This window comes from Microtetraspora sp. NBRC 16547 (assembly GCF_030268965.1).
GTDB lineage: Bacteria > Actinomycetota > Actinomycetes > Streptosporangiales > Streptosporangiaceae > Microtetraspora.
In genome coordinates, this window is the sequence record NZ_BSSE01000014.1 from 163,140 (window position 1) to 175,899 (window position 12,760).

Below are 12,760 nucleotides of genomic sequence, written 5' to 3' on the forward strand. Positions count from 1 at the left end.
GCAGGCCGCCGAGCACGAAGGCGCCGCGCCAGATCGGCAGGCCGCGGAAGCGGTCGAAGGCTCCGCTCTGCACATCTTGGGCGAGGCGGGCACCGCCGTACATGGTGACGATGGCGATGCTCATGCTGAGCACGCCGGGCAGGAGGATCTTGAGGTAGTCGCCGGTCGATCCGCTGATGGCGCCGCCGAACAGGTAGGTGAACAGCACGGTGAACAGGATCGGGATGGCGGCCGAGTCCACGAGCTGCTTGGGATCGTGCTTGATCTTGAGCATGGCGCGCCTGCCGAAGGTGGCCGAGGCGGCGAGTGCCCCGGCACGGCGGCGTGAGCGTCCCGCGGCGAGCAGGACGTCGATCGGGTCGGCCTCCGCCGCGGCGGGGCGCGTGGAGGTGGCAGGGGTACTCATGCGTTCAGGTCCTCGTGGTCGATGGTGGCGGGACCGGCCCGATGGCCGGTCAGGGCGAGGAAGGCCTCGTCCAGGCTGGGCTGGCCGAGGGAAAGATCGGCGATGCCCACCCCGGCATCGGCGAGCTGGGTCATGGCGCGCCCGACCAGCCGGCCCATGTCCGCCGCGTCAGGCCGGGTGGCGAGCAGCATGGACAGGGCGAGCGAGTCGGCGGCGAGCTGGACCGTCCCCTCCAGGGCGCCGGCCAGGATCTGCAGCGCTTGCGGACGCTGCTCGCCGTCGAGGAGCCGGAGGTGCAGGGTGCCCGAGCCGACTCGGGACTTGAGCTGGGCGCTGGTGCCTTCGGCCACGATCCGGCCGTTGTCGATGACCGCGATCTGCTCGGCGAGCTGGTCGGCCTCCTCGAGGTACTGGGTGGTGAGCAGCACCGTGGTACCGGCCGCGGCGATCCGGCGGACCAGCTCCCACACCTGGTTGCGGCTGCGCGGGTCCAGCCCGGTGGTCGGCTCGTCGAGGAACAGCAGGTCGGGGGTCACGATCAGGCTGGCGCCGATGTCGAGCCGGCGGCGCATGCCGCCCGAGTAGCCGCCCACCGGACGGCCGGCCGAGCGGGTCAGGTCGAACGCGACGAGCAGGCCGTCGGCGCGCTGTCTGCTGGCGGCCCGGGACAGGCCGTGGAGCCGGCCGAGGATCAGCAGGTTCTCGTATCCGGTCAGGTCTTCGTCGAGGGAGGCGAACTGGCCGGTGACCGCCACCCGTGCTCGGCGAGCGGCCCGACGCGAGCATGGAGGACATCGCCGCCACGGCCGGCGTCACTCGCCAGACCGTCTACGCGCACTTCCCTTCACGCGACACCCTGGTCGCCGCCCTCGTCGAGGCCGCGGCCGCCGAATACGCCGCCCTGCTCGACGACGCAGGCCTCGACACCGCCCCGCCCGCCGACGCGCTGGCCCAGTTCCTCGGCGCCGGCTGGCGGTTCCTCGGCCGCTATCCCCTTCTGCTGAACGCCACCGCGGCCCGGATCCCGCGGCCCGACAGCGACCCCCATGACGTCGTGCCCCCGCGGCTCGAACGGCTCATCCAGCGAGGCCAGCACACGGGCGACTTCGACCCGTCACTCCCCGCGGCCTGGCTCGCCGCGGCCGTCCTCGGGCTCCAGCACACCGCCGCGGCACAAGTCGCAACCGGGCGCCTCACCACCCACGAGGCAGAGGCGCTGTGCTTGGAAAGCACACTGCGCCTCTGCGGCGGGGAGGTACGTCGCTAGATAGGCCCTCCCGCCCGGTCCCTCCCCTGGACGCTCTCCGCGACGCCCTCGCAGGAATCCCCTGGGTGCCACCACAAACCGCCTGATCAATCACGGACCAGAATGGATACGGCTCATCGTCTCGTTCAGTCCGCCTGCGCGGCGTGGATCGCGGTGAAGGCCAGAAGGGGTGCGGCGGTCCGCGGCGGATCCTCGAGTATGGGTGAGTGTCCGACATCGGGCAGCAACTCAACTTTCGCGCCCGGAACGGCGCGGTAGTCGGCGGCGGATGAGGACCGCCATCTCCGGTCTTCCTCCCCAAAGATCACCAGCAGCGGCTTGCCGAGGGCCGTGAGCCGATCCGGGAGCGCCTGCCGTTCCAGGTAGTCGCGGGATGCCTGCATTGTCGCGGTGAACGAGTGGTAGGTCATACCGCGCACATCGTCCACGAGCTGTTGTGGGATCTGGTAGCCCGCGCGGCTGAAACCGGTGCTCGCAAACTGGCGGATCTGCTCGTCGGTCAGACGCGGCCACTGCTCGGGGCCGATGGCCAACCCCTGGGCGATGAAGGCGTCCAGATGGGGTCCGGTGTTGATGAGCGCGAGCGCGGTCACCAGGTCGCCTCGTTGCTCGGCGAGGGCAGTGGCGGCAAAGCCGCCGCTGGAATGGCCGACCACGATGGCGTGCTCGACGCCGAGCCGGTCCAGTGCCGCGCCGACCCGGCGTCCCTGGTCCGGGATCTCGTAGACGCGGCCGGCCGGTTTGGCCGACCGGCCATGCCCGAGCAGGTCGATCCGGATGACGCGATGGGATCTGGTCAGCATCGGAACCAGCGGGTCCCACGAGCGGGTCGAGGAGGCGGACCCGTGGATGAGTAGGAGTGCGGGGGCGTCGCGGGGGCCGTCCTGGCACACGTAGATGTTGCCGTCGTCCAAGGGGAGGGTCGAATCCTCAGTGGCCTCGGCGTCGCCTATCACGTGCAACTCGCCGTCAAAAATAGTCATGAGCCCACTGTCGCCGCCGGTGCGCGCCGGCGGATTGGACAAATGTTCCCCTCCCTCGGCTCGCTAGCATGGGACGATGCGGGCTACCGTGCACGAACGTGACGATGCGGCTGTGTGGGACGTCGCACGCCCAGCGCGGCCCAGCCGGGTGGCCGGTGTCACCATGGCCGGGTTTCGTGACCGTGGCATGACCCCGGTTGGCCTCCGGCTGATCCCGCACCCGGCCGTGACGCTGGCTCTGGTGTTCGGCACCGGCCAGGTCACCGTGGACGATGCCACCGGGCGGCAGCAGCGAGGAAGTCTCGTCGCCGGGCTCGGGCTCGGGTTCGGAACAGTCCGGGTGCGGCGGGCGGAGAACTTCGAGTGTGTGCAGGTGCGCCTGTCCCCGGAGATCGCACGCGCGGTTCTGGGAGCCTCCCCGGCCGACCTGGACGGCGCCGTGGTGGCCCTGGGCGACCTGTGGGGCCGGGAGGCGTCACGGATCAGTGAGCAGCTGGGCGATGTCTCCTCCTGGGAGGATCGCTTCGCGTTGACCGACGCGTTGCTCGCCCGCCGATGTGAGGCGGGGTCGCCGGTAGACCCGGAGGTGGCCTGGGCCTGGAACCGGATCGTCGTCAGCCGCGGCCTGGTCCGGGTCGACCAACTGACGGCCGAACTCGGATGGAGCCGCAAACGCCTGTGGTCCCGGTTCTGCTCGCAGATCGGCCTGCCACCCAAGCGCGCTGCGAAGCTGGTCCGCTTTGACCATGCCGCCCACCGCCTGGCCGCGGGGCAGGACGCAGCCCGAGTCGCGGCCGACGGCGGCTACACCGACCAGTCCCACCTACATCGGGACGTCGTGGCGTTCACCGGAGTAACCCCCGCGACCGTGGCCAACGAGCCATTTCTGGCGGTTGACGACATCGCATGGGCCAGCCACGGAACACCCGCTCAAGACCCACGCCTCTAGCCAGCAGGTGGCGCACCTTCGGACGGTTCTAAGTAGATGTCGCCGACCGCCACCCCGCAGGCGACGGCCAGCAGCAGGATCACGGGCATGGTTCAGTCCACCGGGCCGCCGGCGACGTAGATGACCTGGCCGGAGACGAACCCCGCCTCGGGGCTGACCAGGTAGGAGGCGGTGTGTGCGATGTCCTCCGGCCGGCCGACCCGGCCGACCGGGATGGACTCCGCCGCGCTGCGCTGGAACTCCTCGAAGTCGCGGCCGAGCCGCCGGGCGGAGGCCCTGGTCATGTCGCTCACCACAAAGCCCGGCGCGATGGCATTGGCCGTGATGCCGTGCCGTCCGAGCTGGAGGGCGAGCGACTTGGTGAAGCCGATCAGCCCCGCCTTCGCGCTGGCGTAGTCGACCCGGGCTGCGTCTCCGACCGCGGAGATGCTCGACATGGTGACGATGCGCCCCCACCCGGCCTCGATCATGTGCGGGACGACGGCCCGGGTGACGAAGAACGGTCCGCGTAGATTGACCCCGAGGACCGCGTCCCACTGCTGCGTGGTCATCTCCACGAGGTCGGCACGGGGGCCGACGCCGGCGTTGTTGACCAGCACCGTCGGTGGCCCCAGCTCGGCGGCGACCCGGGCCACGGCGGCGGTCACCGCGGCTTCGTCGGCGACATCGGCGGCGACCGCGACCGCCGACCCGCCCTCGCCCCTGATCGCCTCGACGGTGCCGGCGCAGTCGGCCTCGTCAAGGTCGATCACGCCGACCGCAAGTCCGTCGCGCGCCAGCCACTTGGCCACCGCGGCGCCGATGCCGCGCGCCGCTCCCGTCACGATCGCCGTGCGTTGTCCATGAGCTGCATGTGTCATGCGCGGAAGTCCACCGCAGCGCCGACCCGCTGCCAATCGATGTAGCGTACGCCTTAATGATCAGCTTTGAGCTCGGTGTGGAGGATCTCGCGGACACGCGGTTCGCCGTCTCGCCATTGAACGAGACCGTGTTCAGCCTGCGGGTGCTGCGCGATCCGGGCCTCTCCGCGCTGCACCTCCCATGGCGCAGGTCTGTTCTCGGCAGACTCGGCGCGCTCGACACGGCTCTGTTGATGCCCTTGGTGGCGGAGAGACTCACCCTTCCCGACTTCCTGACGCCGAGGCCCGTGAGCTTCGCCCCGGACTTCGACGAGGAACTGACCGCCGTCCGCGAGACCTCCCCCGACCTGGTCCGCCGCGATCTGCTGGCCGCTCACGCGCCTGACCCGCTCCCCGAAGCTCTGCGCGACGCCACCGCCGCCGACGACGCGCCCGTCGTCCGACTCCGCGACGCCGTCTGCGAGCTCTTGCGGCAGTACTGGAAGATCGCCATCGAGCCGATGTGGCCGCAGATGCGGCTGGTGCTGGAAGCCGACATGACCTACCGTGCGCGGCAACTGGCCATGGGAGGCGCCCGCCTGCTGTTCGCCGGCATGCACCCGAATCTGCGATGGCACAACGGCGTACTGCACATCGACAAGATGATCAGCAGGCACAGGGTCGCCGCATCCGGCCGAGGGCTGCTGCTCGTGCCCTCCGTGTTCGCTCACAAGCCCGCGCCCCCGGTCAGTCCGGAGGAGCCTCCGTCGCTGGTCTATCCCAGCCGTGGAGTAGCGACGCTCTGGACACCGACGCCCACCACCGACACGCCTGCTCTGGTGTCACTTCTCGGCCCGCCCAGAGCGAAGCTGCTCATCCTCCTCGAAGAGCCGCTTCCCACGATCGAGATCGCCCGGCGCCTGCGGGTGACCCCGAGCGCGGTCTCCCAGCACCTGCGCGTGCTGTACGCCGCGGGCCTGGTGACCCGGGCCCGCGACGGACGGCAGGTCCTGTACCGCCGTAGCCCTCTCGGCGACCAGTTGGCCGAACGGAGCCGGCACCACCGGCTCGCGACCCCTTGATCTGTGAGAAGGCCGGCCGGCGGTTCATCGTGCCACGCGTAGCCAGAGGTCGGTCATGCGCGGCGTGTGGGTGACGCTGAGAGGTTCGAGCCTGACCTTGGCTCCACCCGGCCGGTCGAACAGCCGGACGCCGTCGCCGAGCAGGACGGGCGCGACGAACACGAGGACCTCGTCGAGCACACCCGCGTCGAGGCACTGGTGAGCGACGTCGGCGCCGAGGACGTTGACGTACTTGTCACCCGCGGCGGCCTTGGCCGCGGCGACACCGCTGTCGAGGTCGCCGACGAAGGTGATGCCCGGCACCGGCGCGGCCGGGGGTTGGTGGGTGAGCACGAACTGCGGTCCGGTCCATCCCCCGCCGAACGGCTTGCCCTCCTTGGCCGTGCCCTTGTGCGGATCGTCGCCGCGGAAGGTGCGGTTTCCGACGAGGAGAGCGCCGATCTCGCCGATGAGCGTGTCCACCGTCGGGTTGGGGCCGACGTGTTCCGTCAACCAGGACATGTCACCACCGGGGCCGGCGATGAAGCCGTCCAGCGACATGGTGGCCGAGTACAGCATCCTGCTCATGATCTACCTCCGTCGAATCGGTCGGGCTGACCCCTCTTGAGACGGCGGATCGCGCGGAAACTCATCGCTGCGCCGGCGGCAACACCGTGGCCAGGGCGAACGCCGGGAACAGGCCGGCATCGTGGAAGGCGGTGATCTCCACGATGCGACCGTCCTCGATCCGCGGGACGCCGATCGCGAACGCGCGGTAGGCGGCGTCGCCCGGGCGCCGGACGTAGCCCGCCATCGCCGGCCGGCCGTTGGCCCGGGTGGGCATCATCCGGAACCGGCCGACATAGCCCGGCAGATCGGGATCCCAGCTCGCCGCCAGCGCCGCCACGACGGTGTCACGTCCCTGGAACCACATCGGGTAGGGCGGCATCGTCGTCCGCACGTCCTCGGCCAGCAGCGCGGCCACTGCGGCGAGGTCGGCGCGTTCCACCGCGTCCATGTACCGCCGCAGCACCGCCAGCTCCTGCTCGGTCGGCTCCGCCGACGGCGCCCATTCCAGGCGGCGCTCGGGCAGATGCTCCCTCAGCGTCGCCCGGGCCCGCTGCAACGCGCTGTTCACCGACGCCAGGCTGCCCTCCAGCACCGCCGCGGTCTGCTTGGCCGGCCAGCCGAGCACGTCGCGCAGGATCAGCACCGCCCGCTGCTTCGGCGGCAGATGCTGGATCGCGGCCAGGAACGCCAGCTCGATCGTCTCCCTGCCGACCACCACGGCATCCGGTTCGGCCTCGCTCGGCGCGACCGGCTCCCACAGCCGATCCGGAAACGGCTGCAGCCACGCGATGTCGGTACGGGGCGGCAGCGTCGCGCTCGGATCCGACGGCGCCGACAGGTGGTGCGGGAGCCCCCGGCGTGCCCGGCCGTCGAGGGCGTCGAGGCAGGCGTTCGTCGCGATCCGGTACAGCCAGGCTCGCAACGTCGAGCGGCCTTCGAAGCCGCCGAGGTTCTTCCACGCACGCAGGAACGTCTCCTGCACCAGATCCTCCGACTCGTCGAACGAGCCCAGCATCCGGTAGCAGTGCACCCGCAGTTCCCCTCGATGACGCTCGACCAGCGCCGCGAACGCGGACTCGTGGCCCGCCCGGGCGGCCGCCACGACCGCGTCATCGTCGTCTTCGTCACCCGCGCCCAACGACCGCCCTCCGTCCCTGCCCGCCGCCCTCTGTCGGGAACGCTACGACAGATCTGGGGGAAGGAGCGTTCAGACAGCCGAATACCGCAGCGGCTCCATTCCGCCGAAAGAAGTCATGACATGTCCTCCAAAGGAATCATGAGGTGAGTGACCAGCCGTTCGGGTGGCGTGGACGAGGGATCACTGACGTAAATCTCACGCATCGGCCCGGCCGGAAGGTGGCCGCGTTCGGCGCACCAGGCGAGCAGGGCATGCGCGGTGAGCGAGATCTGGTCATAGGGCCCGACATGGGTCGCGCTGGCGAAGGTGCCCCCAGGAAGGATGTCCACCCACGTCCCAGGTGGCGCGTCGTTCCACGTCTCCGCCCAGGTCCCCGGCGCGTCCCGCTCCGTTGTGCCTGTGCCAGTACGGCCGCTGGAACCCCCGGTCACGCCCGAGACGGCCACACCTTCCGCCTCCGGCGTCCGCATCGTTTCCTCGCAGTCGCCATTCCCCGGCATCACGACCGCGACCGCGATCGGGATCGAGTCGCCGAAGTCGACCGGGAACAGGCCGACGAGCTGCACCGGCCCGGCATCCCCCGGTACACCGGGAGAAGTCGGCGCCCAGGACGGCGCCCAGGATGACGCCCCCCGGGACGAGACGCCCGCCAGGATGGCGAGCAACCGGGCGACACAGGCCGAGGTGACCCGGCCGATGTCCTCGGGCGTGGCCGCGACGTCACGGAGTAGCGCGACGCGGCGCGGCGGCTCGGTCACCACGCTCACCTGGGGGGCGGGCAGACCACTCTCCAGGATCCGCTCCAGGGTGTGGAGCGTGCGACGGCGCCGGGCGAGCTCGGCTTCGAGATCATCCCGTACGCGGGCGAGCGCGGCGACGGCCCGGCGGTCGCCCACCCCGGCCCCCTCCACGCCCGCACGCGTGCCCGTGCGTCTGCCCGTGCCTCCGGAATCCCCCGGCTGCCGGGAGCAGGTGCCGGTCGCCTGTTCCATGGAACCCGGATCAGGCGCCTCTCCGGTGTCCGCCATCGGCCCGATCACGGTGGCGATCACGGCGAGGGGGACGTCGAGCGAGCGCAGCAACCCGATCGCCAGAGCCGCCCGTGCCTGCGTGGCCCGGTAGTAGCGGTAGCCGCTGTCCGGGTCGATCCACGCGGGTTCGAGCAGCCCGAGTTCGGCGTAGTTGCGCAGTTGCTTGACGCTGAGCCGCGCCAGCCGGGCGAACTGCCCGATGGTCAGCAGGTCGTCGTTCACGCGTCCCAGCATGGTCTCTCCCTCTGTGGGAGAGTCCAGTCAGCCCGGTTTTCCCTCCCATCCAGCGCCGCACGGCGCAGGGACCGGGAAGCGCCCCGCCGCCTGATCGGCGCAGGATGGTGAGAAGGCGCCGCGTTCTCAGTCTGGGAAGAGCGCGAGCACCCGTGCGGAAAACCGGTTTGACCCTCACGTCACGGGAGGCCCCAGGGTGGACCGCGAAAGGAGGAGAGGCATGAGCTACTCGGTCGGCCAGGTGGCGGCCTTCGCCGGAGTGACGGTACGCACGCTCCACCACTACGACGAGATCGGGCTGCTGTCCCCCAGCGAGCGGACCGGCGCCGGATACCGCCGCTACAGCGAGTCGGATCTCGACCGGCTGCAGCGGGTCCTGTTCTACCGCGAGCTCGGATTCTCCCTTGAGGAGATCGCCGCCATCCTTGACGAGCCCGGCCTGGACGCGCTGACCCATCTGCGCCGCCAGCACGAACTGCTGCGCAAGCGGATCGCCAGGCTCACCGAGATGGTGGAGGCGGTCGAGACTGCGATGGAGGCCCAGATCATGGGGATTTCCCTGACCCCGGAAGAGCGGTTCGAGGTGTTCGGCGACTTCCGGCCGGAGGAGTACGCCGAAGAGGCGAAGGAACGCTGGGGCGGCACCGACGCCTTCGAGCAGAGCCGACGCCGGACCACGGCCTACACCAAGGAGGACTGGCTGCGGATCAAGCAGGAGGCCGCCGAGGCGCTGGCCGGGTTCGCCGCCGCGTACGAGGCCGGCGTCCCGGCCGATGGCGAGCAGGTGATGGACGCCGCCGAGCGGCACCGCGCCCACATCAGCCGCTGGTTCTACGACTGCGGCTACGAGATGCACAAGGGTCTCGGAGAGCTGTACGTCAGCGACCCGAGGTTCACGGCGAACTATGAGTCCACTGCGGAGGGCCTGGCCCGATACGTCCGCGACGCCATCCACGCCAACGCCGACCGAAGGTCCTGATCCGCGCGTCTGAACCCCGGCGGCTGAAATGATCAGCTCCTCCTCGATGTGGGCCCGCACGACCGTGACCTGGAAGGCGTTCGCAAACGCCTCCGGCCCTCCGAACGGGTGTGCCGCGTCGACCACGCACTCCAGCTGGATCGGACACTCCGCGACACGCGGAGCCCGGACCAGATCCGCCGGCACGCGCAAAGACCAGCCGAAGCCGTATGCCCCCAGTCGCGGGCATGAAGGCCAGAAGGAGCGCTAGGCGACAGAACCGTACGAGGGTTTGCCCACCCGCTCGTAGGTGAGGTACACGACGCCGGCGTCGGTGGCGGTCGACCCGGTGAGCTTCAGCCCAGCCGGCGTTGTTCCCTCGGAAAAGAGCCGCTTTCCCTGGCCAAGGACGACGGGGAAGACCAGCAGACGGTACTCGTCGACCAGCTCGGCCCTCTGCAGCGTACGAATGAGGTCACTGCTGCCCTGGACGAGGATCTCACCGTCGGTGCTCTGCTTGAGATCGGCGACCGTCTGAGCCGCATCGCCGACCAGGACCCGAGTGTTGCGCCACTCGGCGTTCATCGGCGTGCTCGTCGCGACGTACTTCGACATGCTGTTGATCTTGGCGCCGCCCTCCTCATCGGGCACGTTGGGCCAGTGCGAAGCGAGGATCTCATACGACCTGCGGCCCAGGAGCATGCCGTCCGCGCGGTCGAACTGCTCGCTCATGATGCGGCCGAACCCCTCATCCACGTGCGGGACCAACCATCCGCCGTGGGGGAAATCGTGGGAGTCGTCCTCGCCGGGCCCGCCTGGCGCCTGCATGACACCGTCCAACGACACGAAGGTCGAAACCACCAGCTTGCTCGCCATCTGTCACTCCTTTTCTGCGGTGAGGGAAGATCGGGGCCGTCCGGCCCCGCTGTTTCCACGACGTCGGCTAACGAGACCTCAGACGCCGCCGGACGAGACCAGCCGCCGGGTGCGGGCGCGAAGATGAGCACGCACCCGGCGTCAACGGGAACACTCACGCCGCGGCCGCGTCCAGCAGGATCCGCGCCAGCTCGCGCGGCTGGGAGAACATCGGCCAGTGGCCGGTGTCCATCTCGACCAGACGCCAGCGCTCGCTGGTCAGCAGCTCGGCCACGTCGTCGTGCGGCTTGTCGCCGTCGAGCAGGCATTTGATGTACGTCGCCGGAAGCTCGCCGAGCGGTCGTGCCAGCACGGCCGGCTCGGTCAGCGTGGCACCCGGATGTGGGGTCGAACCGCCCACGATCCGTGCGATCTGCTCGCTGGTGAGCCCCTGGCCGTCATAGCCGGCTGCGGCCAGCGGCGCCCAGAAGCCCTGGTTTTCAGCGATCGAGGCCTCCATCATGGCCTCGAAGCCGGACACGAACGACTTGCCGTCGGCCGGGACGTTGGAGTCGACGAAGACCACGCGGGCCAGCCGGTCGCCGATCCGCTCGGCCGCCTGACCGACCGGGATGCCCGAATAGCTGTGCCCGACCAGGATGACGTCGCGCAGATCGAGCCGCTCGACCTCGTCGACGATGTCCTGGACGTGGGTCTGCTGCCCGGCCGGCACGCCCTGCTTGTCGGCGAGGCCGGACAGCGTCAACGGGTGGGTGCCGTGGCCGGCCGCACGCAGCTCCGGCACCACCTCGTCCCACGCCCACGATCCCAGCCACGCGCCTGCGACTAGTACGAATTCCGCCATGACGGCAACGTAGCGAACGGGTCCGACAATTGATGTGCGACGGCCCGCTGCCACGCTCAGCGCCTCACATCGTCCCCAGCTCTCGTTCGAACCGAAGCCCCGGGCGGCCGTCCAACACGGTCTCGCCGACGGGTACGAACCCCGTGCGGGCGAGCACGGCTCGCGAACCCGCGTTGTCCAATGTCGTCGCCGCCTTCAGGGTGGTCAGGCCGTACTCGACCGCGGCCAGGGCACAGACCTGATGAACAGCGCTCGTGGCCAGGCCCCGTCCGGCGGCCGCCTCGGCGATCCGGTATCCCAGCTCGGCCGAACCGTCCGCCACATCGATCAGGTTCACGCGCCCCACCACCCCGCCCCGGTTGTCCACGAGGACGTGGAAGTGGCACAACCCCGTGGCCTGCTCCGCGAGCAGGGCGGCGTGCCGTTCGGCGAAGCGGGCGAAATAGTCGTCGCCGCGGTCGGGAATCGACGCAGCGAAATAGGCCCGATTCTCCTGCTCGAACGCGAGTAGAGCAGGGGCATGGTCGGGGCGGAGACGTTGGAGCTCAGGCATTGGATGATCCTATATCCGCTTGCCCGGGCTGCGGCGCCGATCACGCCGGATACATCCACTTAAGTCCGGATATCTGGTGCCGGGATATCCGACGATGCGCGGGCGTCCCGCGAACATGGGAGAGTCACCCGGTTCACCTGCGTGAAATGCAATCGAAACACCGGCTGGCCAGGATGGCGTCATGATCAGCGCGATACTGTTCGACCTCGACGAGACCCTTTTCGACCACCGCGGCGCGGTCGCCTACGCGGCGACGGCCTGGACGGAGTCGTTCTCGCCCGGGCACGAACTGTTGACAGAGGTTCCCGCACTCTGGCTGGGCCTGGAGGAGAGACACCTCCCCGCCTGGTACGCCGGGGAGTGCTCCTTCGCCGAGCAGCGCCGCAGGCGGCTCCGCGACTTCTGCCGGCGCCTCGGCCTACCCCTCCCCGCCGACCTCGACGCGGCGTACGCCGAGTTCCTCCTGCACTACGAAGCCGCCTGGACGGCCTTCCCCGACGCGGCCGAGGCGATGGACGCACTGTCCGGCCGCGGGCTGACACTCGGCGTGCTCACCAACGGCGTACCGGTCCTGCAGGAGGCCAAGCTCCGCCGCATCGGCCTGATGGACCGGCTCGACCCTGTCCTGACGCCCGACGCGCTCGGCGGCACCTTCAAACCCGCCGCCGAGTGCTACCTCGCGGCGGCGGCCAAGCTCGGCCTGCGCCCGGAGGAGATCCTCCTCGTCGGGGACAACCTCGACCTCGACGCGATCGGCCCGACGACCGTGGGCATGCACGGCGTCTGGCTCGACCGGTACGGCACGCCGCAGCAGGCCGGCACCCGGCACGACCACGGCGACCCTCGATCCGGCACCTCCCGGCGCGTCAACCGCAGAGACGACGGCGACCCCGGCAGCACTACCGGAGACCTTCCGGGCCTGCCAGACCTCGCCAAGCCCTCCAGGCCGTGCATGCCACCGCGGATCACCTCGCTGCTCGAACTCCCCGCGCTCCTCAACTGATCCCGGCCACCACAACATCGGCACCGGCCGCCGACGACGCCCCAGGAC

15 protein-coding genes are annotated in these 12,760 nt (G+C 70.1%); 5 read left to right on the forward strand and 10 right to left on the reverse strand.

Annotation, left to right across the window (positions count from 1 at the left end):
• Positions 1-406, reverse strand: a 406-nt coding sequence (locus QSK17_RS20370; protein ID WP_352231819.1) for an ABC transporter permease, incomplete at its 3' end; no start/stop codon positions are given.
• The gene (locus QSK17_RS20375; protein WP_285706522.1) at positions 403-1,161 is read right to left on the reverse strand and encodes an ATP-binding cassette domain-containing protein; all 759 of its coding nucleotides are present in this window, start codon (positions 1,159-1,161) and stop codon (positions 403-405) included. The genes QSK17_RS20375 and QSK17_RS20370, both read right to left, overlap by 4 nt.
• A 2-nt stretch (positions 1,162-1,163) precedes the next feature.
• On the opposite strand from QSK17_RS20375, the gene QSK17_RS20380 reads away from it, so the two are divergent.
• Complete coding sequence (locus tag QSK17_RS20380) at positions 1,164-1,673, forward strand: TetR/AcrR family transcriptional regulator (protein ID WP_285706523.1); 510 nt, start codon at positions 1,164-1,166, stop codon at positions 1,671-1,673.
• Between the two features lie 125 nt (positions 1,674-1,798).
• Here QSK17_RS20380 and QSK17_RS20385 read toward each other — a convergent pair whose 3' ends face one another.
• Entirely contained in the window at positions 1,799-2,656 is an 858-nt protein-coding gene (locus QSK17_RS20385; RefSeq protein ID WP_285706524.1) for an alpha/beta fold hydrolase, read from the reverse strand.
• Positions 2,657-2,732: 76 nt separating this feature from the next.
• Here QSK17_RS20385 and QSK17_RS20390 point away from each other — a divergent pair, with 76 nt between their 5' ends.
• Positions 2,733-3,605, forward strand: a complete 873-nt coding sequence (locus QSK17_RS20390; RefSeq protein ID WP_285706525.1) for an AraC family transcriptional regulator — start codon at positions 2,733-2,735, stop codon at positions 3,603-3,605.
• Between the two features lie 92 nt (positions 3,606-3,697).
• Here the strand turns inward: QSK17_RS20390 and QSK17_RS20395 are convergent, their stop codons facing one another.
• Complete coding sequence (locus QSK17_RS20395; RefSeq protein ID WP_285706526.1) at positions 3,698-4,465, reverse strand: SDR family NAD(P)-dependent oxidoreductase; 768 nt, start codon at positions 4,463-4,465, stop codon at positions 3,698-3,700.
• A 56-nt stretch (positions 4,466-4,521) separates the two neighbouring features.
• On the opposite strand from QSK17_RS20395, the gene QSK17_RS20400 reads away from it, so the two are divergent.
• A complete protein-coding gene (locus QSK17_RS20400) occupies positions 4,522-5,526 on the forward strand; it encodes an ArsR/SmtB family transcription factor (protein WP_285706527.1) in 1,005 nt (334 codons plus the stop codon).
• 24 nt (positions 5,527-5,550) lie between these two features.
• Here the strand turns inward: QSK17_RS20400 and QSK17_RS20405 are convergent, their stop codons facing one another.
• From QSK17_RS20405 to QSK17_RS20415, 3 genes are all read right to left on the reverse strand, one after another.
• On the reverse strand, positions 5,551-6,093 hold the full coding sequence (locus QSK17_RS20405; protein WP_285706528.1) for a dihydrofolate reductase family protein: 543 nt from the start codon (positions 6,091-6,093) through the stop codon (positions 5,551-5,553).
• 61 nt (positions 6,094-6,154) lie between these two features.
• Entirely contained in the window at positions 6,155-7,213 is a 1,059-nt protein-coding gene (locus tag QSK17_RS20410; RefSeq protein WP_285706529.1) for a sigma-70 family RNA polymerase sigma factor, read from the reverse strand.
• 113 nt (positions 7,214-7,326) lie between these two features.
• Positions 7,327-8,478, reverse strand: a complete 1,152-nt coding sequence (locus QSK17_RS20415; protein WP_285706530.1) for a MerR family transcriptional regulator — start codon at positions 8,476-8,478, stop codon at positions 7,327-7,329.
• Between the two features lie 220 nt (positions 8,479-8,698).
• On the opposite strand from QSK17_RS20415, the gene QSK17_RS20420 reads away from it, so the two are divergent.
• Positions 8,699-9,457 carry a MerR family transcriptional regulator gene (locus tag QSK17_RS20420; RefSeq protein ID WP_285706531.1) on the forward strand — a complete coding sequence of 253 codons (759 nt, stop codon included), beginning with the start codon at positions 8,699-8,701 and terminating at the stop codon, positions 9,455-9,457.
• A gap of 246 nt (positions 9,458-9,703) precedes the next feature.
• Here the strand turns inward: QSK17_RS20420 and QSK17_RS20425 are convergent, their stop codons facing one another.
• The 3 genes from QSK17_RS20425 to QSK17_RS20435 all read right to left on the reverse strand — a co-directional run bounded on the left by QSK17_RS20425 (position 9,704) and on the right by QSK17_RS20435 (position 11,709).
• Positions 9,704-10,312: a dihydrofolate reductase family protein gene (locus tag QSK17_RS20425; protein WP_285706532.1), complete on the reverse strand. Its 609-nt coding sequence runs from the start codon at positions 10,310-10,312 to the stop codon at positions 9,704-9,706.
• Positions 10,313-10,466: 154 nt separating this feature from the next.
• On the reverse strand, positions 10,467-11,156 hold the full coding sequence (locus QSK17_RS20430; RefSeq protein ID WP_285706533.1) for an alpha/beta fold hydrolase: 690 nt from the start codon (positions 11,154-11,156) through the stop codon (positions 10,467-10,469).
• A 64-nt stretch (positions 11,157-11,220) separates the two neighbouring features.
• Complete coding sequence (locus QSK17_RS20435) at positions 11,221-11,709, reverse strand: GNAT family N-acetyltransferase (RefSeq protein WP_285706534.1); 489 nt, start codon at positions 11,707-11,709, stop codon at positions 11,221-11,223.
• 181 nt (positions 11,710-11,890) lie between these two features.
• Here QSK17_RS20435 and QSK17_RS20440 point away from each other — a divergent pair, with 181 nt between their 5' ends.
• The gene (locus QSK17_RS20440) at positions 11,891-12,712 is read left to right on the forward strand and encodes an HAD family hydrolase (protein WP_285706535.1); all 822 of its coding nucleotides are present in this window, start codon (positions 11,891-11,893) and stop codon (positions 12,710-12,712) included.
• The last annotated feature ends 48 nt before the right edge of the window (positions 12,713-12,760 follow it).